The 23,224-nt window shown below is 75.2% G+C and carries 24 protein-coding genes and 1 pseudogene; 16 read left to right on the plus strand and 9 right to left on the minus strand.

Annotation, left to right across the window (positions count from 1 at the left end; genetic code table 11):
* The first annotated feature begins 21 nt into the window (after positions 1-21).
* The 9 genes from hisI (at position 22) to metG (ending at position 9,677) form a co-directional block, all read left to right on the plus strand.
* Complete coding sequence (gene hisI, locus AB0H83_RS16470; RefSeq protein ID WP_360093600.1) at positions 22-369, plus strand: phosphoribosyl-AMP cyclohydrolase; 348 nt, start codon at positions 22-24, stop codon at positions 367-369.
* Complete coding sequence (locus AB0H83_RS16475) at positions 366-1,901, plus strand: anthranilate synthase component I (RefSeq protein ID WP_360093603.1); 1,536 nt, start codon at positions 366-368, stop codon at positions 1,899-1,901. Before hisI ends, AB0H83_RS16475 begins: the two co-directional genes overlap by 4 nt.
* Positions 1,898-2,425, plus strand: a complete 528-nt coding sequence (locus AB0H83_RS16480) for a Trp biosynthesis-associated membrane protein (RefSeq protein ID WP_360093606.1) — start codon at positions 1,898-1,900, stop codon at positions 2,423-2,425. The genes AB0H83_RS16475 and AB0H83_RS16480 overlap by 4 nt, the downstream gene beginning before the upstream one ends.
* 9 nt (positions 2,426-2,434) lie before the next feature.
* Positions 2,435-3,691: a non-homologous end-joining DNA ligase gene (gene ligD, locus AB0H83_RS16485; RefSeq protein ID WP_360093609.1), complete on the plus strand. Its 1,257-nt coding sequence runs from the start codon at positions 2,435-2,437 to the stop codon at positions 3,689-3,691.
* A 211-nt stretch (positions 3,692-3,902) separates the two neighbouring features.
* Positions 3,903-4,706 (plus strand): indole-3-glycerol phosphate synthase TrpC, encoded by an 804-nt coding sequence (trpC, locus tag AB0H83_RS16490; RefSeq protein WP_360093781.1) that lies wholly within the window; start codon positions 3,903-3,905, stop codon positions 4,704-4,706.
* Complete coding sequence (gene trpB, locus AB0H83_RS16495) at positions 4,703-5,920, plus strand: tryptophan synthase subunit beta (RefSeq protein WP_360093612.1); 1,218 nt, start codon at positions 4,703-4,705, stop codon at positions 5,918-5,920. The genes trpC and trpB overlap by 4 nt, the downstream gene beginning before the upstream one ends.
* Before the next feature lie 5 nt (positions 5,921-5,925).
* Positions 5,926-6,723 carry a tryptophan synthase subunit alpha gene (gene trpA, locus AB0H83_RS16500; protein ID WP_360093615.1) on the plus strand — a complete coding sequence of 266 codons (798 nt, stop codon included), beginning with the start codon at positions 5,926-5,928 and terminating at the stop codon, positions 6,721-6,723.
* A gap of 155 nt (positions 6,724-6,878) precedes the next feature.
* Complete coding sequence (locus AB0H83_RS16505) at positions 6,879-8,069, plus strand: PQQ-binding-like beta-propeller repeat protein (RefSeq protein ID WP_360093618.1); 1,191 nt, start codon at positions 6,879-6,881, stop codon at positions 8,067-8,069.
* 150 nt (positions 8,070-8,219) lie between these two features.
* Complete coding sequence (gene metG / locus AB0H83_RS16510; protein WP_360093621.1) at positions 8,220-9,677, plus strand: methionine--tRNA ligase; 1,458 nt, start codon at positions 8,220-8,222, stop codon at positions 9,675-9,677.
* 25 nt (positions 9,678-9,702) lie between these two features.
* Here metG and AB0H83_RS16515 read toward each other — a convergent pair whose 3' ends face one another.
* Both AB0H83_RS16515 and AB0H83_RS16520 read right to left on the minus strand, forming a co-directional pair.
* Positions 9,703-10,362 carry a GDSL-type esterase/lipase family protein gene (locus AB0H83_RS16515; protein WP_360093624.1) on the minus strand — a complete coding sequence of 220 codons (660 nt, stop codon included), beginning with the start codon at positions 10,360-10,362 and terminating at the stop codon, positions 9,703-9,705.
* A gap of 90 nt (positions 10,363-10,452) precedes the next feature.
* On the minus strand, positions 10,453-10,941 hold the full coding sequence (locus AB0H83_RS16520) for an NUDIX hydrolase (RefSeq protein ID WP_360093627.1): 489 nt from the start codon (positions 10,939-10,941) through the stop codon (positions 10,453-10,455).
* Positions 10,942-11,093: 152 nt separating this feature from the next.
* Here AB0H83_RS16520 and lgt point away from each other — a divergent pair, with 152 nt between their 5' ends.
* Together lgt and AB0H83_RS16530 are read left to right on the plus strand one after the other, a co-directional pair.
* Positions 11,094-12,182 carry a prolipoprotein diacylglyceryl transferase gene (gene lgt, locus AB0H83_RS16525; protein WP_360093630.1) on the plus strand — a complete coding sequence of 363 codons (1,089 nt, stop codon included), beginning with the start codon at positions 11,094-11,096 and terminating at the stop codon, positions 12,180-12,182.
* A gap of 12 nt (positions 12,183-12,194) precedes the next feature.
* Entirely contained in the window at positions 12,195-13,397 is a 1,203-nt protein-coding gene (locus AB0H83_RS16530; protein ID WP_360093633.1) for an NAD(P)/FAD-dependent oxidoreductase, read from the plus strand.
* Between the two features lie 81 nt (positions 13,398-13,478).
* Here AB0H83_RS16530 and AB0H83_RS16535 read toward each other — a convergent pair whose 3' ends face one another.
* Both AB0H83_RS16535 and bioB read right to left on the minus strand, forming a co-directional pair.
* A complete protein-coding gene (locus AB0H83_RS16535) occupies positions 13,479-13,658 on the minus strand; it encodes a hypothetical protein (protein WP_360093784.1) in 180 nt (59 codons plus the stop codon).
* Between the two features lie 77 nt (positions 13,659-13,735).
* Positions 13,736-14,719, minus strand: coding sequence for a biotin synthase BioB (bioB, locus tag AB0H83_RS16540; protein ID WP_360093636.1), 984 nt, complete (start codon positions 14,717-14,719; stop codon positions 13,736-13,738).
* A gap of 117 nt (positions 14,720-14,836) precedes the next feature.
* Here bioB and AB0H83_RS16545 point away from each other — a divergent pair, with 117 nt between their 5' ends.
* The 4 genes from AB0H83_RS16545 to AB0H83_RS16560 all read left to right on the plus strand — a co-directional run bounded on the left by AB0H83_RS16545 (position 14,837) and on the right by AB0H83_RS16560 (position 17,594).
* Positions 14,837-16,009, plus strand: a complete 1,173-nt coding sequence (locus tag AB0H83_RS16545) for an 8-amino-7-oxononanoate synthase (RefSeq protein ID WP_360093639.1) — start codon at positions 14,837-14,839, stop codon at positions 16,007-16,009.
* A 187-nt stretch (positions 16,010-16,196) separates the two neighbouring features.
* Positions 16,197-16,982, plus strand: a complete 786-nt coding sequence (bioD, locus tag AB0H83_RS16550; protein ID WP_360093642.1) for a dethiobiotin synthase — start codon at positions 16,197-16,199, stop codon at positions 16,980-16,982.
* Positions 16,983-17,034: 52 nt separating this feature from the next.
* Positions 17,035-17,199, plus strand: coding sequence for a hypothetical protein (locus AB0H83_RS16555; RefSeq protein WP_360093645.1), 165 nt, complete (start codon positions 17,035-17,037; stop codon positions 17,197-17,199).
* Positions 17,196-17,594, plus strand: a complete 399-nt coding sequence (locus AB0H83_RS16560) for a PIN domain-containing protein (protein WP_360093648.1) — start codon at positions 17,196-17,198, stop codon at positions 17,592-17,594. Before AB0H83_RS16555 ends, AB0H83_RS16560 begins: the two co-directional genes overlap by 4 nt.
* Positions 17,595-17,637: 43 nt before the next feature.
* Here the strand turns inward: AB0H83_RS16560 and AB0H83_RS16565 are convergent, their stop codons facing one another.
* The 4 genes from AB0H83_RS16565 to AB0H83_RS16580 form a co-directional block, all read right to left on the minus strand.
* Positions 17,638-18,321, minus strand: coding sequence for a histidine kinase dimerization/phospho-acceptor domain-containing protein (locus tag AB0H83_RS16565; RefSeq protein WP_360093650.1), 684 nt, complete (start codon positions 18,319-18,321; stop codon positions 17,638-17,640).
* 86 nt (positions 18,322-18,407) lie between these two features.
* The gene (locus tag AB0H83_RS16570; protein WP_360093653.1) at positions 18,408-19,043 is read right to left on the minus strand and encodes a thymidylate kinase; all 636 of its coding nucleotides are present in this window, start codon (positions 19,041-19,043) and stop codon (positions 18,408-18,410) included.
* Between the two features lie 107 nt (positions 19,044-19,150).
* Positions 19,151-20,002 carry a L,D-transpeptidase gene (locus AB0H83_RS16575; RefSeq protein WP_360093656.1) on the minus strand — a complete coding sequence of 284 codons (852 nt, stop codon included), beginning with the start codon at positions 20,000-20,002 and terminating at the stop codon, positions 19,151-19,153.
* A 34-nt stretch (positions 20,003-20,036) separates the two neighbouring features.
* Positions 20,037-21,458, minus strand: a complete 1,422-nt coding sequence (locus AB0H83_RS16580) for a PLP-dependent aminotransferase family protein (RefSeq protein WP_360093659.1) — start codon at positions 21,456-21,458, stop codon at positions 20,037-20,039.
* A gap of 70 nt (positions 21,459-21,528) precedes the next feature.
* On the opposite strand from AB0H83_RS16580, the pseudogene AB0H83_RS16585 reads away from it, so the two are divergent.
* Positions 21,529-22,737 (plus strand): annotated as a pseudogene (locus tag AB0H83_RS16585) (amino acid permease); the annotation flags it as partial.
* Positions 22,738-22,766: 29 nt separating this feature from the next.
* Here AB0H83_RS16585 and AB0H83_RS16590 read toward each other — a convergent pair.
* Entirely contained in the window at positions 22,767-23,210 is a 444-nt protein-coding gene (locus tag AB0H83_RS16590) for a DUF5709 domain-containing protein (RefSeq protein WP_360093662.1), read from the minus strand.
* Between the last annotated feature and the right edge of the window lie 14 nt (positions 23,211-23,224).

The following is a 23,224-nucleotide window of genomic DNA, read 5'->3' on the forward strand; positions in this document are numbered from 1 at the left end:
CCGTGCGGGAGAATTAGGGCTGTGTCGTCGAACCTTGATCCAGAAGTCGCTGACCGTCTGCGTCGCAACGAGGCCGGGTTGGTGCCCGCGGTCGTGCAGGAGCACGGGACCGGGCAGGTGTTGATGTTGGCGTGGATGGACGACGAGGCGTTGCACCGGACGTTGACGACGGGTCGGGCGACGTACTGGTCGCGCAGCCGCGGCGAGTACTGGGTGAAGGGCGAGACCTCCGGCCACGTCCAGCACGTGAGGTCGGTGGCGGTCGACTGCGACGGCGACACGCTGCTGGTGACGGTCGAGCAGACCGGCGCGGCCTGCCACACCGGCAACCACACGTGCTTCTACACGGACCTGAAGGTGGGACAGTGACGACCGGTGCCGTGGCGCCCGACGAGGCGACCTTCCGTGAGCTGGCCCGCACCCGCCGGGTCGTGCCGGTGACGCGGCGCCTGCTCGCCGACGGCGAGACGCCCGTCGGGGTGTACCGCAAGCTCGCCGGCGGGCCCGGCACGTTCCTGCTGGAGTCCGCCGAGCAGGGCGCCGGCGCGGCGGGCGCGGTCTGGTCGCGGTACAGCTTCATCGGCGTGCGCAGCGTGGCGACCCTGGTGGAGCGCGACGGCGCCGCGCACTGGCTCGGCGAGCCGCCCGCGAACCTGCCGGCGGAGGGCGGCCCGACCGAGGTCCTGCGGGCGACCATCGCCGCGCTGACCGCCGACGACGCCGACCTCAAGGGGCTCGACCTGCCGCCGCTGTCCGGCGGGCTGGTGGGGTTCCTGTCGTACGACGCGGTCCGCCGCTTCGAGCGCCTGCCCGATCTCGCCGTCGACGACCTGCGCCACCCCGAGCTCGGCATGATGCTGGCCACGGACCTGGTGGCACTGGACCACTTCGAGGGCACCGCGCTGCTGATCGCCAACGCGGTGCTGCCGGAGGCGGGCGCGGACGGGGCGGTGGTGACGGCGGCGTACCACCAGGCGATCGGGCGGCTCGACGCGATGACGACGGCGCTGTCCCGGCCGACCCCGCCGATGGTGTCCACCGTGGAAAAAATACAAAAACAGGACGTGGTCAGCCGCACCCCGGCCGGCGGCTACCCGAAGGCGGTCGAGGTCGCGAAGGAGGCGATCCGGGCCGGCGAGTGCTTCCAGATCGTGGTCGCGCAGCGCTTCGAGCGGGCCACCGACGCCGACCCGTTCGACGTGTACCGGGTGCTGCGCTCCACCAACCCGAGCCCGTACATGTACCTGCTGCGCTTCGACGGCTTCGACGTGGTCGGCTCGTCACCGGAGGTGCACGTCAAGGTCGACGGGCGGCGGGCGCTACTGCACCCGATCGCGGGGACCCGGTGGCGGGGCGCGACGCCCGAGGAGGACAACGCCCTGGCCGCGGACCTGCTCGCGGACCCGAAGGAGCGCGCCGAGCACGTGATGCTGGTCGACCTGGCCCGCAATGACCTGGGCCGGGTCTGCCGGCCGGGGACCGTCGAGGTGCCCGAGTTCATGACCGTGGAGCGGTACAGCCACGTCATGCACATCGTCTCGACCGTGGTCGGCGAGCTCGACGACGATCGGACCGCGTTCGACACGCTGGCCGCGACGTTCCCGGCGGGCACGCTGTCCGGGGCGCCGAAGGTGAGGGCCATGGAGATCATCGAGGAGCTCGAGCCGACCCGGCGCGGCCTGTACGGCGGTGTCGTCGGCTACTTCGGCTTCGGCGGCGACATGGACACGGCCATCGCGATCCGCACCGCGCTCATGCGGGACCGGATGGCGTACGTGCAGGCCGGCGCGGGCATCGTCGCGGACTCCGACCCCCTCGCGGAGGAGACGGAGACGCGCAACAAGGCCGCCGCCGTGCTCGCCGCGATCGCCACGGCCGAGACGCTGCGACCGGCCCGATGACGGCGGCCCTGGCCGGCCGCAGGGGGCTGACCGTCACGACCCTCGCCACCGCGCTGGCGTCGGCGGTCGTGCTGTTCGCCGCGACCCGGCACTGGGACGTGGTCATGACGCACCAGGTGTCGCCGCTGCCGCCGACGACCGAGTACCGCACCGGCACCGACATGTCGCCGTGGCTGCCGGCGCTCGGCGCGGTCGGCCTGGCCGGCGCCGGGGCCCTGCTGGCCACCCGCGGCCGGCTCAGGACGATCGTCGGCGGGCTGCTCGCGCTCGCCGGCATCGGGGTCACCGGCGCGGTGATCGAGACGCTGCAGCACCGCATCGGCGCGGGCTGGCCGGTGCTGACGATCGTCGCGGCGCTCGTCGTCGTGGCCGCGGGCGGCGTCACCATCCGGTACAGCGACACCTGGCCGGAGATGGGCGCCCGCTACGAGCGGCCGCAGGCCGGGGCGACCAGCGCGAAAGCGCCGCAGACACAGCTGTGGGACGCGCTCGACCGGGGCGAGGATCCGACCAAGGACCAGTAGGGTTCGCCTATGGCGAGCAGCAGCAAGGAAGTCATCGAGGTCGCCGGTCGTGAGGTGACCGTCACCAACCCCGGCAAGGTGTACTTCCCGAGGTCCGGCCGCACCAAGCTCGACGTCGTGCGCTACTACGTCGCCGTCGCCGAGGGCGCCCTGCGTGGCGCGGGCGGTCGGCCGATGGCGTTGAAACGCTACGTCAACGGCATCGACGGCGAGGCGTTCTTCCAGAAACGGGCGCCGGAGAAGCGCCCCGAGTGGATCGAGACGGCGCAGCTGCGGTACCCGTCGGGCCGCACCGCCGAGGAGGTCGTCCTGCGCGACGCGGCCCAGCTGGCCTGGGTCGTCAACCTCGGCTGCCTGGAGCTGCACACCCACTCCGTCCTCGCCGAGGACGTGGAGCACCCCGACGAGCTGCGCATCGACCTGGACCCGGTGCCGGGGGTGCCGTGGTCGCAGGTGCTGGAGGTCGCGCTCGTCGCCCGCGACGTCCTCGCCGACCACGGGCTCGTCGGATGGCCGAAGACCTCCGGTTCCCGCGGGTTTCACGTGTACGCCCGGATCCACCCGAACTGGACCTTCGCCGAGGTCCGGCGGGCCGCGGAGGGCTTCGCCCGGGAGGTGGCCCGGCGAGCCCCGGACCTCGCGACCGGCGCCTGGTGGAAGGAGGAGCGGCACGGCGTTTTTGTCGACTACAACCAGAACGCGAAGGACCACACCACCGCCTCCGGCTACTCGGTGCGCCCGTCCGAGGAGGCCCGCGTGTCCACCCCGCTCACCTGGGACGAGGTGCCGGGCTGCGACCCCGCCGCGTACACGATGGAGACCGTGCCGGGCCGCCCCGACGCGTGGGCCGGCATCGAGGACAGTCGCGGCGACCTGACCGCGCTGCTGGAGCTGGCCGCCACCTTCAAGAAGCAGGCGCCGGCGAAGAAGGGCACCGGCCGCCGCGCGCCGAGCATGCCGCTGATCGAGATCGCCCGCGCCGCCACGAAGGAGGAGGCCCTGGAGGGCCTGGAGCGGTGGAAGGCCCGCCACCCGGCGGTGTGGCCGATGCTGGAGCCCGCCGACGTCCTCGTCGACTCGATGCGCGGCATCAACAGCCTGTGGACCCGCATCCGGCTCAACCTCGTGCATGTGCCGGAGGCCGACCGCCCGCCGCAGGAGCCCCTGGAGGTCGACTACGACCCGTTCGCGAAATGGAAGGAGCTGCAAGCCCGCGGCGAGACCCCGGCCCGCTGGCGCCGCCCCGCGGCCGCCGACGAGTCCTGAGGCGGTGAAAGGGGCCGCCCAGCGCGAGGTCAGCGCGTTGGCGCGGGCCACCGTCTTGCGGCAAACCATGCGAACGGCTAGGCATTATGCCCTAGTCCATCAGGTGACGTCGGCCATACCCCCACGGCCATCCACTGACCGGGGGGCTCCTAGCATCGGACGCATGACCACCGGAGAGGGGAGCTCCTTGATCAACGCGGAATCTGGCCGTGTGCTCGACGAGATCCTCGCCGGCGTGCGCGAAGACTTGGCCATCCGCGAGGCACAGGTGCCCCTGGACGAGATCAAGCTGGCAGCGGCGCAGGCGGCACCGCCCCAGGATGCCTACGCCAAACTGAGGGCCCCCGGCGTGGGGGTGATCGCCGAGGTCAAGCGCGCGTCGCCGTCGAAGGGGCAGCTCGCGGAGATTCCCGACCCGGCGGAGCTGGCGAAGGAGTACGCCGCCGGTGGTGCCCGCGCCGTCAGTGTCCTCACCGAGGGCCGCTGGTTCGGCGGCAGCCTCGACGACTTCGCCGCGGTGCGCGCCGCCGTCGACGTGCCGTTGCTGCGCAAGGACTTCGTCGTGTCCTCCTACCAGGTGCACGAGGCCCGGGCGTTCGGTGCCGACCTGGTGCTGCTCATCGTGGCCGCCCTGGACCAGAACACCCTGTCGGGGCTGCTCGACCGCATCGAGAGCCTCGGCATGACGGCCCTGGTCGAGGTCCACGACGAGGAGGAGACCGACCGCGCGCTGGAGGCCGGCGCCCGCGTGATCGGCATCAACGCGCGCAACCTGCGCACCCTCGAGGTCGACCGGACGGTGTTCGAGCGCATCGCGCCGGGCCTGCCCAACGAGATCGTGAAGATCGCCGAATCGGGTGTCCGCGGCCCGCACGACCTGATCCGGTACGCGTCCGCCGGCGCCGACGCGGTCCTCGTCGGTGAGGGCCTCGTCACCCAGAAGAGTCCGCGTGACGCGGTCGCCGAGCTCGTCACGGCCGGCAGCCACCCCGCGACGCCGAGGCCGGCCCGGTGAACGCGTTCCTGGCCGCCGCCGGGCTCCTGCCGGACCAGTCGGGGCACTTCGGCGAGTTCGGCGGCCGGTTCGTCCCCGAGGCGCTGATCGCGGCCCTCGACGGCCTCGACGCCGCGTACCGGCACGCGCAGGCCGACGAGGCGTTCCAGGCCGAGTTCGGCCGGCTGCTGCGCGACTACGCCAACACGCCGTCGCCGCTGTACCGGGCCGACCGGCTCTCCGCGCACGCCGGCGCCCGGGTGTTCCTCAAGCGCGAGGACCTCAACCACACCGGCGCGCACAAGGTCCGCAACGTGCTCGGCCAGGCGCTGCTCACCAAGCGGATGGGCAAGCAGCGGGTCATCGCGGAGACCGGCGCCGGGCAGCACGGCGTGGCCAGCGCCACCGCCTGCGCCCTGCTCGACCTCGAGTGCGTCGTCTACATGGGTGAGGAGGACACCCGCCGGCAGGCGCTCAATGTCGCCCGCATGCGGATGCTCGGCGCCACCGTCGTGCCCGTCACGACCGGGTCGAAGACGCTGAAGGACGCGATCAACGAGGCGCTGCGGGACTGGGTCACCAACGTCGACACCACCCACTACCTGCTCGGCACCGCCGCGGGCCCGCACCCGTTCCCGGCGATGGTCCGCGACTTCGTCAGCGGCATCAGCGTCGAGGCGCGCCGGCAGATCCTGGAGCAGACCGGGCGGCTGCCCGACGCGGTCGCCGCGTGCGTCGGCGGCGGCTCCAACGCCATCGGCGCGTTCCATGCCTTCGTGCCCGACGAGAGCGTGCGGCTGTACGGCTTCGAGGCGGGCGGTGACGGCGTCGACACCGGCCGGCACGCCGCCAGCATCACCGGCGGCTCCACGGGCGTGCTGCACGGCGCCCGCACGTACCTGCTGCAGGACGAGGACGGCCAGACGATCGAGTCGCACTCCATCTCCGCCGGCCTGGACTACCCGGCCGTCGGCCCGGAGCACGCGTACCTGCACGACACCGGCCGCGCCACGTACGAGCCGGTCACCGACGCCGAGGCGATGGCCGCGTTCAAGCTGCTGTGCCGGGTCGAGGGCATCATCCCGGCGATCGAGAGCGCCCACGCGGTCGCCGGCGCGCTGCGGGTCGTGCCGAAGCTCGCCGCCGAGCTCGGCCGCGAGCCGGTCGTGGTGATCTGCCTGTCCGGCCGGGGCGACAAGGACATGGACACCGCGCGCGACTTCTTCGGAGTGTGACCGTCATGAGCGTTGCTGTCGCCTTCGACAAGGCCCGCGCCGAGGGCCGCAGCGTCCTCATCGGCTACCTGCCGGCCGGGTTCCCGACGGTGCCCGGCGCGATCGACGCGATCAAGGCGATGATCGACAACGGGGTCGACGTGGTCGAGGTCGGCCTGCCGTACTCGGATCCGGTCATGGACGGCCCGGTCATCCAGCGCGCCACCGAGGCCGCCCTCGCCGGCGGGTTCCGGGTCGCGGACGGGCTGCGCACCGTCGAGGCGGTCGCCTCGGCCGGCGCGCCGATCCTCGTCATGACCTACTGGAACCTGGTGGAGCGCTACGGGGTGGACCGCTTCGCCGCGGACCTCGCCGGCGCCGGCGGTGCCGGGCTCATCACGCCCGACCTGATCCCCGACGAGTCCGGCCCGTGGCTGGAGGCGTCCGACGCGCACGGCCTGGACCGGGTGTTCCTGGTGTCGCCGTCCTCGACGGACGCCCGGATCGCGATGACCGCCGGCCGCTGCCGCGGCTTCGTCTACGCGACCAGCGTCATGGGCGTCACCGGCGCCCGCAGCAGCACCAGCACTGCCGCGCCCGCCCTCGTCGAGCGGGTCCGCAAGGCCGACCCGTCGATGCCGGTCGCGGTCGGGCTCGGCGTCTCCAACGGCGATCAGGCCGCGGAGGTCGGCGCGTTCGCCGACGGGGTCATCGTCGGCAGCGCCCTGGTGCGGTGCCTCCAGGACGCCGCCACGCCCGCCGAAGGGGTCGCTGCGGTCGCCGCTCTCAGCGCCGACCTCGCCGAGGGCGTCCGCCGCCGCTAGCGCACACCCGCCAGTCACCGGGCCCGGCGGGAGTCGTTGAGCCCGGCGTGCGGCGATTTTTCCGTTTGGTACCTGTAGCGCTCCTGCTCTCCGTGGCCCCGGCCGGCCTGGCTCTCGCCTTCCCCGGCGCGGACCGGCAGACGGCGGTGACGGCGGTGCCAGCGGCACCGGAGGCCGACGCGAGCTGGCGGCAGGACGGCAACGGGCCCGGCCGCGCCGGGTACCAGCCGGTCGCCCCGTACCTGCGGGCGGGGTCCGCCGCCCGGCTCGACACGCTGTGGACCGCGCCCGCGTCCCGGCCCGATGAGCAGGTCGGCGGCGCGATCGTCGTGGACGGCAACCTGCTGCGCTCCTCCGGCGGCCCCACCGGCGAGATCCGCCGCTACGACGCGGTCACCGGCGCCGACCTCGGCGTGGTCCTGGAGGTGCCGGCCCGCCGTCTCGGCCAGCTCGCCGCGGCGCCCGACGGCCGGTCGCCCGCCCTGCTGGTGGAGTCCCAGGCCGTCGCCTCCGGCACGGACGAGCCGCCGGCGCGGTACCTCGGCTCGTACACCCTCCGCGGCGGCCAGCAGTGGCAGGTGACGCTGCCCGACGAGGTGTCCGGCGGCTTCACCGTCGCCGGCGAGCTGCTGCTGCGCGCCGCCGGCAGCACCCTGACCGCGCTGCGGCTCGCCGACGGCACCACCGCGTGGACGGCACCCCTGGCCGGCGAGGCCGGCCTGCACCCGCCGGTCGCCGACGGCGGCCTCGCCCTGCAGACGTTCGCGGCCGGCGCCGGCACCGGGCTGGCCGCGTTCGACCTGCGTACCGGCGCGCGGCTGTGGCGGCAGGACGTCAGCGGCCCGCGGCTCATCGCGGCCGGCGGCATCGCCTACCTGACCGGCACCGGCGGCGTCTGCGCGCACACCGTCGCCGACGGCGCCCGCCGCTGGTGCGACACCACGACGCTGCGCGACCCGCGCGCGGCGACCACCGACGGGCAGACGCTCATGGTCTTCGACGCGCACGGCCGGGCCGCCGGGTTCGGCACCGGCGACGGCGCGGTCCGCTGGACCCGCGACTGGGGCATGCCCGGCACGGAGGTCGCCACCTCGTACTGGTCCCCGGTCAACGGCGGCGGCGTGCTGTACGGGGTCGGGTACCAGTTCGCGATCCGCGACGGCGCCCCCGTGCACCGCGTGGAGCTGCTCGCCCTCGACGCCGCGACCGGCACCCTCCTGGCCCGGCGCGACCTCGCGTTCGACGCCCTGCACGGCGCCGAGCCGCTGCTGATCAGCGGCGACCACGTCTACTTCGCGGCGCTGGAAAAGCTGATCGCGCTGGGGGAGCGGCCGGCGGTACGCTGACCGTCATGCACACCGGCCGGATGATGCGCCCCGCCACGGGGCCCGCCGGCGTGCGCTGAAAATCCGCTCACCACTCGCCCCCGCACGCAGGGGCGAGCCGGATCGGGTCCGTCCCCGCCGTCGCGGGGCACCGCAGACCGGAGATCCGCGATGAGCTTCTACGTCACCACCGCCATCCCGTACGTCAACGCCGCCCCGCACCTCGGCCACGCCCTCGAACTCGTCCAGGCCGACGTCCTCGCCCGGCACCGCAGGCTGCGCGGGCAGCCGGTCAGGTTCCTCACCGGTACCGACGAGAACGCACTCAAGAACGTCACCGCGGCCACCGCCGCGGGCGTCGCGGTGACGGACTTCGTCGCCGCGAACGCCGACCGGTTCGCGGCGCTGCGCCCGGTGCTGGACCTGTCGTTCGACGACTTCATCCGCACCTCCCGGGACCCGCGGCACGCCGCCGGCGTCGAGGCGCTGTGGCGGCGCACCGCCGAGGCCGGCGACTTCTACCGCCGCGACTACGAAGGCCGGTACTGCCAGGGCTGCGAGCAGTTCTACGAACCCGCCGAGCTGGCCGCCGGGCGGTGCCCGGAGCACGGCACCGAGCCGGAGACCGTGACCGAGTCCAACTGGTTCTTCCGGCTGTCCCGGTACACCGGCCGGCTCCTCACCGCCCTGGAGTCCGGCGAGGTACGGGTCGAACCCCCGGCCCGGCGCAACGAGGTCCTCGCCTTCGTGCGGGCGGGCCTGCGCGACATCAGCGTCTCCCGGCCCGCCGCCCGCGCCGGCGGGTGGGGCATCCCGGTCCCCGGCGACCCGTCGCAGGTCGTCTACGTCTGGTGGGACGCCCTCGCCAACTACGTCACCGCGCTCGGCGACGGCGAGCTGTACCGGCAGTGGTGGCTGGACGCCGCCGAACGGGTCCACGTGATCGGCAAGGGGATCGTGCGGTTCCACGCCGTCTACTGGCCGGCGCTGCTGCTGTCCGCCGGGCGGCCGCTGCCCACCACGATCTTCGTGCACGAGTACCTGACCGTGGACGGCGCGAAACTGTCCAAGAGCGCCGGCAACGCGGTCGACCCGGCGGCCCTCGCCGGCCGGTTCGGCACCGACGCGCTGCGCTGGTGGCTGCTGCGGGAGGTCGCCCCGCTCGGCGACACCGACTTCACCGAGGAGCGGCTGTCGCAGCGGTACCACCAGGACCTGGCCAACGGGATCGGCAACCTGGTCAACCGCACGATCGGGCTCGTGCACCGCCACCGCGACGGCCGGGTGCCGGAGGCCGCCGGCACGGACGGGGCGCTCGGGGAGGCCGTCGACCGGGCTCTCGCGGTGTTCGACCTGCGGGCCGCGACCGGCGCGATCTGGGCCGCGGTCGCCGCCGGCAACCGGCAGGTCGAGGCCACCCGGCCGTGGGAGCTGGCGAAACGGGAGGCGGCGGGGGACGCCGCGGCCGGCGGCGAGCTCGACGCGGTGCTGGGCGGGCTGGTCGCGTCGTGCCGGGAGATCGCCCGCGAGCTGTCGCCGTTCCTGCCGTCGGGCGCCGCCCGGCTCGCCGCCCAGCTCGGCGATGGTGACCGGGTCGGCACCGCGGAGCCGGTGTTCCCGCGCCTGTGACGCGCGGCACCGCGCTGCGGCGCGGTCAGTCGCGCAGGGCGGCCCGCCACGTGTTGCGGACCGCCTCGGCGCCCCACGCGTTGGGCTCGATGTGGCCGCACAGCCACAGGTCGCGGTTGCCGGGGCGGGGATCGGTGCCGGTGATGTCGCCGGCCGCGGCGCCGTGGCCGAGAAACGCGGCGTGCAGGTCGGCGACCACCGCCCCGTGCCGGTCGGCCGCGTCGCGGATCGCGTCGTTGAGCGCGGCGAGCACGGCCAGGCCACCCTGCCAGGCTGGCAGCCCGACGCGGGACAGGTCGCCGGTGCCGTCGGTCGGGTCGTACACGGTGCTGACCACGACCCGCGCGCCGGTCGCGGTGAGGGCCGGCAGGGCGACCGCGTAGTTGGCGGCGACCCGCGCCACGGTGCGCTCCGCCGCGTCGCGGTCCGGCGGCAGGCCCGCGCCGGCGGGCGTGAACAGCGTCGTGAGCAGGTCGTTGCCGCCCATGGTCAGGGTGATCAGGGCGGGCCTGCCCTCGACCTTGTCCAGTTGGAACCGCACGACGTCGTCGCTGGTCGCGCCGTCGCGGGCGAGCAGCGTCAGGTCGATGCCGAAGTCGTCGGCGAGCAGCGAGGCGGCACCCAGGCCGGGGCCGCCGGCGTAGTCGTCGATCGAGATGGAGTCGCCGAGCGCGTAGTAGGCCACGGGACCAGTAGATCATCCGGCGGCGGGTGCATCGTTCACGCGCCGCGCCGCGCGCCGGATCATACGCCGGGCGCTGGGTCGGGCGCCGGGTCAGGCGTCGACGGCCTCGCGGGTGACCTCGCGCAGGACGTCGCGTTTGACCTGGCGGATCACCCCGCTGCGGCCCGCGCCGGCGTCGGCGATGGCGGTGCGGGTGGTGGCGGTCAGCGGCTCCGGCAGCGACGCCGGGTCGTGCCAGGCCAGGCGGCTGATGCGGCCGGGCGCGTTCAGCGCCGGCCCGCCACCTTCCAGGCGGCCCTCGAGGCGGCCGCGGAACACGTGGACGAACAGGTCGGGGACCGCCTCGCCGCAGCCGTCGCCGGTCACCTCGTACAGGCCGACGAGCTCGACCATCTCGGCCTGCAGGCCGGTCTCCTCGAAGATGTCGCGGACCGCGGCGTGCACCGGGCTCTCCGCCGCGCGGACCCGGCCGCCGGGCAGGCCCCACAGCTGGTGGCCGCCGGCCTGCTGGCACAGCAGCACACGGCCGGCGGCATCCTCGATGATCGCGGCGACGGCAGACGTGACTTCGTAGCTCATATTCGCACTCTAGGCGCCATAGCGGACCGTTGCGATACCTTCGCTGGTGGTGATCTTTGCCGGTCGGAGTGGGGTTTCGTGCGGCGTGGGGTGGCGAATTGGGTGAACCCAGGGCATCGCGTTTCGGCGGATCGGCGGTAGCGTGTGCACCCGTGGATGCTGCCCTTACCCCGCTGGCCGAGATCCCCAGCCCCACGCAAGGTGTCTGGGACCTCGGGCCGTTGCCGCTGCGCGCCTATGCGCTGTGCATCGTGCTCGGCATCGTCGCCGCGTGCTTCATCGCCGACCGGCGGCTGCGTCAGCGCGGCGCCCCGCCGTGGGTGATCCTCGACATCGCCGTGTGGGCGGTGCCGGCCGGCATCATCGGTGCCCGGATCTACCACGTGATCACCTCGCCCGAGGCGTACTTCGGCGACAACGGTGACCTCGTCAAGGCGTTCAAGATCTGGGAGGGCGGCCTCGGCATCTGGGGCGGCATCGCGGGCGGCGCCGTCGGCGCCTACATCGCCTGCCGCCGGCTCGGCCTGCCCTTCGCGATGGCCGCGGACACCCTGGCCGTCGGCCTGCCGGTCGCGCAGGCGCTCGGCCGCTGGGGCAACTGGTTCAACAACGAGCTCTACGGCAAGGAGACCAGCCTGCCCTGGGGTCTCAAGGTGTACCAGTGGGACGCGAGCGCCGGGCACGCCCAGACCGTCAACGGCGAGCCGATGGCCCTCGACGGCCTCTACCACCCGACGTTCCTCTACGAGTTCCTGTGGTGCCTCGGTGTCGCCGCCGCCGTCTGGTACGCCGACAAGCGCTGGTCCCTCGGCCGTGGCCGGGCGTTCGCGCTGTACGTGGCGCTGTACTGCGTCGGGCGGTTCTGGATCGAGGCGCTGCGCATCGACGATGCCCAGCACTTCCTGGGCATGCGGCTCAACAACTGGACCTCGATCATCGTCTTCGCCGCCGCACTGGCCTACTTCCTGCGGGTGCGCGGGCCGCAGGAGCGCGTCACGTACGACGAGAACGGCCGCATCTCCGTCGTCACCGGCGACGAAGCCCCGGCGGTCCCCGCGACCGGCGCCGACCCCGACGCCGCAGCCGACGCCGCCTCGGACGAGCCGGCCGGCGAGGTGTCCGTCGAGAAGCCCGTCGAGAAGCCCGTCGAGCAGCCCGATGCCGATGCCGATGCCGGGGACGGTGAGCCACAGTCCGACGACGCGTCCAGCAGCTCCGGCAGCACGTCCGCGAAGGGCTGAGGGACCGCACGGATGCGCACCGCTGTCGTGGTGGGCGCCGGCATCGGCGGGATCGCCGCGGCCGGCGCGCTCGCCCGGACCGGCTGGCAGGTCACCCTCCTGGAGCGCGAGGACCGGCTCCGGCCGGGCCGTGGCGCGCTCGTACTGTGGCCCAACGGGGTCCGGGCGCTGCGCGGGCTCGGGCTCGCCGGCGGCCTGGACGGCATCGCGACCCCGGTCCCGCCGGTCGGCATCCGCCGCCCCGACGGGCAGTGGCTGGTCCGCCCCGCCGCCGAGGTCGACGACGTCGAGGCGCCGCCGGTGGTCGTGCACCGCGAAGACCTGCACGACGCGTTCATCGCCGGGCTGAGCGACCAGGTCGACATCCGCAACGCCATCGACGTGCAGCCGGCCAGGGTCCGCCGCGAGCGCCCCGCCGTCGGCGACGGCCGCAGCACCTTCGAGGCGGACCTGGTCGTCGCCGCAGACGGGGTGCAGAGCGCCGTGCGCCGCCGGCTCGCCCCGGCGACCACGTTCACCAGTGCCGGGTTCGCCGCGTGGCGGGCGGTCATTCCCTGGTACCGCGTCCCCGACCTCCCGCCGGGGCTGCCACCGCACGGCGAGACGCTCGACGGGGCGCACCGCTTCGCCTTCGCCTCGCTCGGCGAGCGCGGCTCCTCCGGCGGCTCGACCCGCGGCGGCATCTCCTGGGTCGCGACCGTGCCCGGCGCGCTGCGCCCCGAGCCGCCCGCCGGCCAGCTGGCGCTGCTGCGGCGCTGGTTCGCCGGGTGGCACGCGCCGATCTCGCAGCTGCTGGACGCCACCGAGCCCGATGACCTGGTCCAGGAGCCGATCGGCGAGCTGGCGCCGCCGCCGGAGACGTTCGGGGTGCGGGCCGGCGCCGGCGGGTACGCCCTGGTCGGCGACGCCGCCCACGCCATGCCGCACCACCTCGCGCAGGGCGCCTGCCTGGCCCTGGAGGACGTGGCGACGCTGCAGGCGGTGCTGACGAACGTGCCGGGGCCGCTCGGGCCGGCCCTGGACGAGTACAGCCGCCTGCGCCGTCCGAGGGTGGCCAGGGTGCTGCAGCAGACCCGCAAGGCGTCCGCGGTCCTGCAGCCCCGGGGCGGCCTCACCAGCCGGGCGATGGGGGCCGCACTCGGCCGGGCCAACCCGCGCGTGCTGGACCGGGCGGCCGCCGCGGCGGCCGAGTGGGCGGGTCCCGCCTCGTCCTGACGCCTGTCCCCGCCTGCCGCTGATCGTGTCGACCCGCGGCCGACCGCAGCCGGGCCGCGGATGAACGCGGCCGGCCACCGGTCAGGACGTCAGGACGCCGTGCTCGACGCAGGCGGCGGACCAGCCCTGCGGCAGCACCTGGACCTTCATCCGGCGCCGGCACCGCGGGCAGAAGCGCGGCGGCTCCAGGTCCCGCGCCGCCGCGCAGGCCGGGTGTGGCGCGCCGCCGGTGACGGCCTCGCCGCACCGGTCGCACCACACCGCGCCGCCTGTGCCGCCCGCCGCACCGGCATCGCCGGCCGCTCCCGCGTCGCCGGCCGGGCCGGTGTCCGTGGTGCTCACAGCGTTGCCGAGAGCGCCTTGACCGGCATGCTGAGCTCGTCGAGCAGGGCCAGATCCTGCTCGGGGGAGCGGCCCAGCGTGGTCAGGTAGTTGCCGACGATCACCGCGTTGACGCCGCCGAGGAGGCCGTCACGCGTGCCGAGGTCGCCGAGCGTGATCTCGCGGCCGCCGGCGTACCGCAGCAGGGTCCTCGGCAGGGCCAGCCGGAACGCGGCGACGGCCCGCAGGGCGTCCTTCGGGTCGAGCACCGGCTGGTCGCTCAGCGGCGTGCCCGGGCGCGGGTTGAGGAAGTTGAGCGGGACCTCGTGCGGGTCGAGCTCCTGCAGCTGGATCGCGAACTCGGCCCGCTGCTCGACGGTCTCGCCCAGGCCGAGGATGCCGCCGCAGCAGACCTCCATGCCGGCGTCGCGGACCATCCGCAGCGTGTCCCAGCGCTCCTGCCAGGTGTGCGTGGTCACCACCTGCGGGAAGTGCGACCTCGCGGTCTCCAGGTTGTGGTTGTACCGGTGGATGCCCAGCGCCGACAGCTGGTCGACCTGCTCCTGGGTGAGCATGCCCAGCGACGCGGCGATGTTGATGTCGACCGCGTCGCGGATCGCGGCGACCCCGTCGGCCAGCTGCGCCATGATCCGCTGGTCGGGGCCGCGCACGGCGGCGACGATGCAGAACTCGGTGGCCCCGGTCGCCGCGGTCTGCTTCGCCGCCTCGACCAGCGACGGGATGTCGAGCCAGACGGCGCGCACCGGCGAGGTGAACAGCCCCGACTGCGAGCAGAAGTGGCAGTCCTCAGGGCAGCCGCCGGTCTTGAGCGAGACGATGCCCTCGACCTCGACCTCCGGTCCGCACCACGTCATCCGCACCTCGTGCGCGATCGCGAGATATTCGGGCAGCTCCTCGTCGGAGCAGCGCAGCACCGCGAGCACACCGTCCAGGTCGAGCCCGACCCCGGTGTCCACGACGGCCTTGGCAGCAGCAAGCATGCACGTACCTTACAAAACGTTAGGGCCGGGCGGGTGAGCCGAAGTTGTTCAGTTACTTTGTCCACATCGCACAAATGGCATCGTGGATGTTCCACAAGACTGAGGGAGGGCGCCGCCGTGGAAGACGGAACCTGGCTGTCCACGCTGGACGGTGAGGCCGCCGCCCGGCAGGCCGCCGGGCTGCGCCGGGAGCTGCGGCCGCGCGCCGCCGACGACGACGTCGTCGACCTCGCCGGCAACGACTACCTCGGCCTGTCCCGGCACCCGGACGTGCTCGCCGCCGCCGCGCGGGCCCTCGCCGACTACGGGCTCGGCGCGACCGGGTCGCGGCTGGTGCGCGGCTCCACCGAGGCGCACCACGCCCTGGAGGACGGCCTCGCCGGGCTCCTCGGCGCGCAGGCCGCCCTCGTCTACTCCTCCGGGTACCTGGCCAACGTCGGCGCGATCCGGGCCCTGGTGCGGCCGGGGACCCTCGTGGTGTCCGACGCGCACAACCACGCGTCGATCGTCGACGGCTGCCGGCTCGCCTGCGCCGGGCGCGCCGCCCGGGAGGGCGCGGGCACCGTCGTCGCGCCGCACGCCGACCCCGGGGCCGTCCGCGCGCTGCTCGCCGCGCACCCGGGCCGGCCCGCGGTGGTCGTCACCGAGAGCGTGTTCTCCGTCGACGGCGACCTCGCGCCCCTCGCCGAGCTGTACGCCGCCTGCCAGGCCCACCCGGGCGGCGCGCTGCTGCTCGTCGACGACGCCCACGCCCTCGGCGTCATCGGCCACCGCGGCGCCGGTGGGGTCGCCGCCGCCGGCCTGTCCGGGCGGCCCGGCGTGATCGTCACCGCGACGCTGTCGAAGTCCCTCGGCGCGGCCGGCGGGGTCGTGGCGGGCCCCCGCCAGCTGCGCCGCCAGCTCGTCGACACCGGCCGCACGTTCATCTACGACACCGCCCTGCCGCCCGCCGTCGCCGCCGGCGCGCTCGCCGCGCTGGACCTGCTGACCGGCGGCGACCACCTGCGCGCCGAGCTTGCCGCCCGGGCCGCCACGGCCGTCGCCCGGCTGCGCGCCGAGGGCCTCGACGTGCCCACCCCGGACGGCGGCGTCATCTCCGTGGCCGCGCCGAGCGCCGACGAGGCGTTCGCCTGGGCGGCCGCCTGCCGGGAGCGGGGGGTCGCGGTAGGCTGCTTCCGCCCACCGTCCACACCGGACGGCCGGTCGCGCCTTCGCCTCACCGTCAACGTCGGCGTGCCGGCGGCGGCGTTCGAGCACGCGCTCGACATCGTCGTCAAGGAACGCCCCTGACCGCCGTCGCCGAGCGCCCTGAAGGACCACCGTGACCGACCCGCGCCGCCCCGGCGACCCTGGCACCGCCGACCCCCGCAGCGGCGGTGATCCTCGTGGGGGCGGCCCCCGCGACGTCGACCCACATGACGGTGGCGATTCCCGTGTCGGTGCCGATTCCCGTGGCGGTGGTGACCCCCGGGACGGGATGGCGGCGGAGGCCCTGCTCGCCGAGGCGCTGCGGTCCGAGGCGCTGCTGTCGGAGGCGGCGACCCCGGCGGCGACCGAGCCGATCGCCGGCGCCGTCGTCATCACCGGCACCGACACCGGCGTCGGCAAGACCATCGTCACGGCCGCCATCGCCGCCGCCGCGACCGCCGCGGGACGCCGGGTCGCCGTGGTCAAACCCGCGCAGACCGGCACCGCCGAGGGCGACGAGCCCGACGCCGCGACCGTCGCGCGCCTCGCCGAGCCGGTCACGGCGCGGACCCTCGCCAGCTTCCCCGATCCGCTGGCGCCGCTCGCCGCCGCCCGGGTCGCCGGGGACGACCCGCTGACCGCGGTCATGGCGCAGCTCGCCCTGCGCACCATCGTCGAGGAGCACGACATCACGCTCATCGAGGGCGCCGGCGGGCTGCTCGTGCCGATGGGGGAGGGCGGCTGGACGGTCCTGGACCTCGCCGCCGCGCTCGGCGCCACCGTCGTCGTCGTGGCCCGCGCCGGGCTCGGCACGCTCAACCACACGGCGCTGACCCTCCAGGCGCTCGCCCACCGCGACGTCCCTGCCGCCGTGGTCATCGGCGCGTGGCCGGCGGAGCCGGAGCTCGTGCACCGCACCAACCTGCACGACCTCGCCGGTGACCTGGCCGGCGCCGTGCCCGAGGGGGCGGGCGCGCTCGCCCCTGCCCTGTTCCGCCGGGAGGCGCCGCACTGGCTGGCGCCGCTGCTGCACGGCCGGTTCGACCCCGTCGCGTTCCGGTCCCACAGCCGCTGAAGGTCGGCGTTTCAGGACGGCGTCGGTCGATGTGACGCGGTACGGTCACGCCATGACCGAGATCGACCCCGCAGCCGGTGCCGCCCCGCCGCCCGCACCCGACGGCGAGCGCGCCGCCCGCGCCCGCCGTCGGCTCGACGACGCCGGCGCCCGGGTCACCGCCGAGGCCCGCGCCGAGTCCCGCGAGCAGGTCCGCGAGCTCATGGGCTGGTCATGAGCGACCGGCCCGCCGCCACCGGCCTCGTGCTCGACCCGTCCGCGGTCCTGGCGTACACCCAGGGCAACAGCGGCGTCGACGACCTCGTCGGCACCGTCCTCGCCGACGGCGGCACCGTCGTCGTGCCGGCCGTGGCGCTCGCCGAGACCCGCAGCGAGCTCGCCTACGCCGAGGAGCTGGCCCGCCTCGACACCCTGCTCGGCGCCGTCACCGTGGCGCCGCTCGGCGGCGGCGACGCGGTCGGCCTCGGGCGGCTCGCGTCGCGGCTCAACGGCACGCTCGGCCTCGCCCACGCCGTCGCCGAGGCCCACCGCCACGAGGCCCGCCTGCTCACCGCCCACGGCCCCGCCGTCCGGCGCACCATCGGCGAGCTCGACGGCATCGTCGACCTCTGATCCGGACCAGCCGGCCGCCGCCATGTGAGCGGGCGGGGGCCGCTCAGGGCGTGCGGCGGCCGGCGGTGGCCAGGGCGCTCGCGGGCAGGGTCAGCCGGAACGACGTCTCGTCGATGCGGACCTCGCCGCCGCAGAGGTTCGCCACGGCGCTGGCGACCCGGAGGTCAGCGGGGCGCTGCGGGTTGCTCGGCCGCGGCTGCGGCGCGGTCAGCTCGCCGTGCGCCACGATCCTCGCGTCGATCGCCGGCACCGGGTCGGCCCGCAGCGCGATCTCGATGTGCGCCCGGCCCGGCGCGGCCGTCGCCAGCCACAGCACGAGCTGCCCCACCAGGTGCCGGCAGACGAGGTCGTCGACGGCGACCAGGACCGTCGCCGGCGCGTCCGCGTGGATGCTCACCGCGCCGGCGACCGCGACCCGCCGCGCCAGGTCCACGGCGTCGCGCAGCACCCCGACGAGGTCCGTCGCGCCCGGCCGGAGCGAGCCGTCCTCGGCGCCGGCCGGGCCGGTGGCGGCGAGCGGGAGGACGACGCTGTCGACGTACCGCTGCAGCCGCACGGCGTTGCGGTCGATCGCGTCGAGACACGCCGCGCCCTCGCTCAGTGCCTCCGCCGCGGGTACGCCGGCCAGGTCGTCGCGCAGGAGACGGGTGCAGGCGAGGATCGACGTCAGCGGGGTGTGCAGCTCGTGCCGCAGCCGCGCCGCGGGGTCGTCGCCGGTGGAGAACACGCGCGTTCCTTTCGCCAACCCGGGAAGGCCCGAGACATCGACGCTAACCGGCGTCCGGGCCGCCGGGTCGCCGGCCGGCGATCAGGTCACCCGATCGGGAGCAGGTGCTGCGCGCCCCGCGACGGGCGCCGCTGCGCCTGGTCGGACAGGTGGTCGCGCTGCAGCGCCTCGCGCAGCTGGGTCTGCACCGCCGACGGGTCCACGCCGGCATCGACGACGGTGAACCGGGCCGCCTCCGGCAGTCCCCGGTACGCCGCGTCCGACGCCGTCAGGTAGTCGAGCTCCTCGTGGTCCTTGCCCCGCGCCTCGACCCTGGCCTGCGCCACCGGCGGCGGCACCGCCAGGTAGAACACCAGCTCGGGCTGCGGCAGCAGGCGGAACAGCAGCCGGGCCAGCCGGGGGCTGCCGCCACGCACGGTGATGCTCGTGTACTGGCAGTAGGTGTACCGGTCCATGACGGCCACCGTGCCGGTCAGCCGCGACAGCAGCAGCGCCCGGGTGATGACCAGCCCCCGCAGCAGGGTCTCGATGAACAGGAACAGCCGGACCCCGAGCAGGTGCTCGGCGTCGCGCCGGCCGAGCCGCTGCGCCACCCGGCCGAAGAAGACCCGTCCGGCGGCGTTGCGGTGGTAGCGGGCGGGGGTGCCGCTCGCGTCGAGCCAGTCGGCGAGCCACCGCGCCTGGGTGGACTTGCCGGCTCCGTCGATACCAATCAGTGCCACTGTACGGATCACCCTCCCAACAGTAAGCCGTCGGAGGTGAACTGCCGGTGAAGCTGCATCTATCCGACTGATCGCCGCGCAGGGCGGTACGACGACTGACCGTCCACTTAGGGCAGTACGACGACGCTGGTCCCGCTGGGGACCTCGTCGAGCAGGACCTTCTGCGCGGCGGGCGGCATCCGCACGCACCCGTTGGACCGGCGGTAGCCGAACTCGTCGCGGTACCAGGCGTGGATGCCGGTGTGCGCGTCCTGCAGGCCGTCCGCGACCGCCTCCTTGTCGTCGGGGACGGCGCCGAGGGCGAGGACGTCGAGGCCCGCGTACACCTTGTCGGACAGCCTGGAGCGGCCGAGGACGAACGTGCGGCCCAGCGGGGTCGGGGTGGCGGCCGCGCCGATCGTGACCGTCCAGGTCTGCTGGACGACCCCGTCGCGCAGCCAGGTGAGCGTGAACGCGCCGCGGCGCACCACGAGCTGGTCGCGCAGCCGCACGGTGCTCCAGCCGCCCTCGGGGAGCCAGCCGACGCTGCGGTTCAGCGTCGGCAGCAGCACCGCGACCCAGCCGGCCTGCCGCGCCACGATCGGCATCACCAGCTGCACGCCGCTGATGTCGGGCGTGAGGTACGCGAGGGCGGTGCCGCCGGGCGCGTCGTAGGCGGCGATCTTCGTGGTCGGGTGCAGCGCCTCGGTCAGCAGCGTCGTGGAGGACTGGTCGGGGTCGGCGGGGAAGCCGGACGCGGCCCGCGTGTAGGTGATCGTCGGGGTGCCGGCCGGGGGCGGGGCGGCCGGCGGGGTGGTCACGGCGGACGGTGACGGCGCCGCCGATGACGGCGCGGCGGAGGCGGCGGCCGCGGAGGGGGCCGGCTCGGCCCGGGGCTTGGGCGACCTGCCGCAGGCGGTGACCCCGCCGGTGAGGCAGAGCGCGAGCGCGGTGAGGGCGGCGGCGCGGCGCACGAGCATCCGTACACGGTAGCGGGGCGCCCGGGCCCGGCTGTCATCCCGTCCGGCGGGACACCCGGTCCAGCAGGTCGAGGGCGGCCGGCAGGTCGGCGGCGGTGACGGTGCCGTAGCCGACGACCAGCCCGTCGGCGGCGTCCGGCACGGGCGCGGCGTGGAAGCCGGCGAGCCGCTCGACCGCGACCCCGGCGTCGCGCAGCCGCGCCACCACGCCCGGCACGTCGACGTGCGCCGCGGCGAGCAGCGTCACGTGCAGCCCGGCCGAGGACGGCACGAGCGTGAACCGGTCGGCGAGGACCCCGCAGGCGGCGGCGGTGACCAGGTCGTGGCGGTGCGCGTACACCCGCGTCACCGTGCGCACGTGCCGCCGCAGCAGCCCTTCGTCGATGAACGCGGCCAGCGCCGCCTGCGCGGCCGGCTCGACGTGCCAGTCGACCAGGCGCTTCGCCGCCAGCAACGCCGGGCGCAGCGACGCCGGGGCGACCAGGAAACCCAGGCGCAGCGCCGGCAGCAGCGTCTTGGCGAACGACCCGACATAGACGACCCGGCCCGCCCGGTCGAGGCTCTGCAGCGGCTCCAGGGGCCGGTCGGAGTAGCGGAACTCGCTGTCGTAGTCGTCCTCAACGATCGCGGCGCCGTGCCGCTGCGCCCAGCCGAGCAGCGCGGTGCGCCGCGGCATCGTCATGGGCACGCCGAGCGGGTACTGGTGCGACGGGGTCACGTACACCAGCCGCGCCGAGCGGGGCAGCGCGTCCACGACCAGGCCGGACCCGTCGACGGGGACCGGCACGACGTGCGCGCCGAGCGCCTCGAACGCCAGCCGCGCCGGCCGGTACCCGGGCTCCTCCACGGCCACGACCGTCCCCGGCTCCACGAGGACCCGGCCGATGAGGTCGAGGCCCTGCTGGGCGCCGTGGGTGACGATCACGTCGGCCGGGGAGGCCCGCACCGACCGGGACAGCCCCACCGACCGGGCGACCGCCGCCCGCAGCGCCGGCAGGCCGGCCGGGCCGCCGTAGTCGGAGGAGGCCCGCAGCGACCGCGCCAGCAGCCGCCGCCAGGTGGCGAGGGGGAACAGCGTGCCGTCCGGGTGCCCGGGCCGCAGGTCGTAGCGGGCGGGCGGCACCGGCGGCACCCGCCGCAGGGCCTCGGTCACCGCCGCCCAGCGCGGCGAGGGGCGCAGCGCGCCCACCGGCGCCCGCCGGGGCCCGGTCGCCGGGGCCGGCATCGCCACGAACGTGCCGGCGCCGGCCCGCCCCTGCAGGAACCCGTCGCCGACGAGCCGGTCGTAGGCGGCGGCGACGGTGTTGCGGGACACGGCGAGGCTGCGGGCCAGCTCCCGGCTCGGCGGCACCCGCTCGCCGGCCCGCAGCCGGCCGTCCAGGATCGCGTCGCGGACCTGCCGGTAGATGCGGTCGGTGCGGTCACCGCGGCCGTCGAGGCTGATGTGCAGATCCAAACTTGGCCCAACACAATCTGGAATCTATTGGCACTTCTACCATGCCAAGCCCGAGCCTAGCGTCGAGGACGTGCTCACCGTCAAGCAAGGCGCCGCCCTGTCCGTCGGCGCGGTCCTCGGTACCGGCGTCATCGCGCTGCCGGCCCTCGCCGCGCAGGTCGCCGGCCCGGCCTCGCTCGTGGCCTGGCTCGCGCTGATCGTGCTGTCCGCGCCGCTCGCGGCCACCTTCGCCGCCCTCGGCGCCCGCTACCCCGACGCCGGCGGCGTCTCCACGTACGTCGCCGAGGCGTTCGGCCCGCGCGCCGCCGCGGTCGTCGGCTGGACGTTCTACCTCGCGGTCCCGGTCGGGGTGCTGCCCGCCGCCACGTTCGGTGGCGCCTACGTCACGGCCGCGGTCGGCGGTGGCCACCGCACCACGATGCTGACCGCCGGCGCCCTCGTCGTGCTGGTCGCCGCGATGAACTTCGGCGGGGTGCGGCTGTCCGGCAAGGTGCAGCTCGGCCTGGCCGCCGTCCTGGCCGGGCTGCTGCTCGTGGCGACGCTCACCGCGCTGCCGCACGCGAGCCTGGCGAACCTGCGGCCGTTCGCCCCGCACGGCTGGCTCGCGATCGGGCCCGCGATGGCGGTGCTGGTGTGGGGGTTCGCCGGCTGGGAGGCGCTCACCTCACTGGCCGCCGACTACCGCGACCCGCGCCGCGACGTGCCCCGCGCCACCTGGATCGCGGTCGTCGTGGTGGGCGTGCTGTACCTGCTCGTCGCCGCCACCAGCCAGCTCGTCCTCGGTCCCGCCGCCGGCACGGTGGAGGCGCCGCTCGCCGAGCTGCTCACCATCGGCCTCGGCCGCGACGTGAAGATCCTCACCGCGGTCGTGGCGCTGCTGCTCACCGCCGGCGCGATGAACGCCTACTTCGCCGGCGCGGCCAAGCTCGGCGCCGCCCTGGGCCGCGACGGCGCGATGCCGGCGTGGCTGGCGAAGGGGGCCGGCGCCGGGCAGGTGCCGCGGCGGTCCCTCGCGGTGGTCTCCGGGCTGGCCGGGACCTGCCTGGCCGTCGCCGGGCCGCTCGGCGTGGGGGCGCGGCCGCTGCTGCTGGCCACGACGGGGTCGTTCGTCGTGGTGTACGTGCTGGGCACCGCCGCCGCCGTCCGGCTCCTGCCGCCCCGCAGCTGGCCGCGGCGCACCGCGACGGTGGCGTTGCTGTGCGTGACCGGACTGCTCGCCCTCACTGGGTGGTACGTGCTGTGGTCGGCGGTCGTGGCGGTGCTCGCCCTCGGCTATCAGGCTGTCACCGCCCGTCACGCCCGGCGGGTTCAGTCCCCGTTGGGGTCGATGATGTGCATGGCGGCCTCCTCGGCTGACGCGGCGCCGCCGTCGATGCCGACGTCGGAGCCGATCTCGTCCTTCTCCCGGTCCTCGCCCCAGCCCTCGTCGGGGGCGACGAGCCGGCCCGCCCGGCGGTCGCCGACCTCCTCGGCGTCGAAGAACTCGCCGGACTCGGTGGTCGTGCCGTAGTCGTCGAGGTCGAGGCGGGCCGCCGGGTCCGGCTCCTCCTGCCGCAGCCGCCGCTCCCAGGAGTCGCCGCGCTGCGCCTCGGCCTGGGTGACGCCGAACGCGTTGAGCCCCAGGGGCTTCTCCGGCGGCGAGTAGCCCTCGTCGAGCGCGTCGGCGAGGCCCCGGTCGGACAGGGTGTCCTCGGCGGACAGCTGACCCTCGTCGTCCGGCGCCGGGTCCCAGCTCGCGGTGTCAGAGCTCATGATCACGTCTCCTC

This window comes from Dactylosporangium sp. NPDC050688, from assembly GCF_040654515.1.
Lineage (GTDB): Bacteria > Actinomycetota > Actinomycetes > Mycobacteriales > Micromonosporaceae > Dactylosporangium.

Bases quoted from the DNA above. Each gene is read 5' to 3' on its own strand.
- AB0H83_RS16480 (WP_360093606.1), top strand. From the start codon at position 1,898: ATGACGGCGGCCCTGGCCGGCCGCAGGGGGCTGACCGTCACGACCCTC.
- ligD (WP_360093609.1), top strand. From the start codon at position 2,435: ATGGCGAGCAGCAGCAAGGAAGTCATCGAGGTCGCCGGTCGTGAGGTG.
- trpA (WP_360093615.1), top strand. From the start codon at position 5,926: ATGAGCGTTGCTGTCGCCTTCGACAAGGCCCGCGCCGAGGGCCGCAGC.
- metG (WP_360093621.1), top strand. From the start codon at position 8,220: ATGAGCTTCTACGTCACCACCGCCATCCCGTACGTCAACGCCGCCCCG.
- AB0H83_RS16520 (WP_360093627.1), bottom strand. From the start codon at position 10,941: ATGAGCTACGAAGTCACGTCTGCCGTCGCCGCGATCATCGAGGATGCC.
- AB0H83_RS16530 (WP_360093633.1), top strand. From the start codon at position 12,195: ATGCGCACCGCTGTCGTGGTGGGCGCCGGCATCGGCGGGATCGCCGCG.
- bioB (WP_360093636.1), bottom strand. From the start codon at position 14,719: ATGCTTGCTGCTGCCAAGGCCGTCGTGGACACCGGGGTCGGGCTCGAC.
- bioD (WP_360093642.1), top strand. From the start codon at position 16,197: ATGGCGGCGGAGGCCCTGCTCGCCGAGGCGCTGCGGTCCGAGGCGCTG.
- AB0H83_RS16555 (WP_360093645.1), top strand. From the start codon at position 17,035: ATGACCGAGATCGACCCCGCAGCCGGTGCCGCCCCGCCGCCCGCACCC.
- AB0H83_RS16560 (WP_360093648.1), top strand. From the start codon at position 17,196: ATGAGCGACCGGCCCGCCGCCACCGGCCTCGTGCTCGACCCGTCCGCG.
- AB0H83_RS16575 (WP_360093656.1), bottom strand. From the start codon at position 20,002: ATGCTCGTGCGCCGCGCCGCCGCCCTCACCGCGCTCGCGCTCTGCCTC.
- AB0H83_RS16590 (WP_360093662.1), bottom strand. From the start codon at position 23,210: ATGAGCTCTGACACCGCGAGCTGGGACCCGGCGCCGGACGACGAGGGT.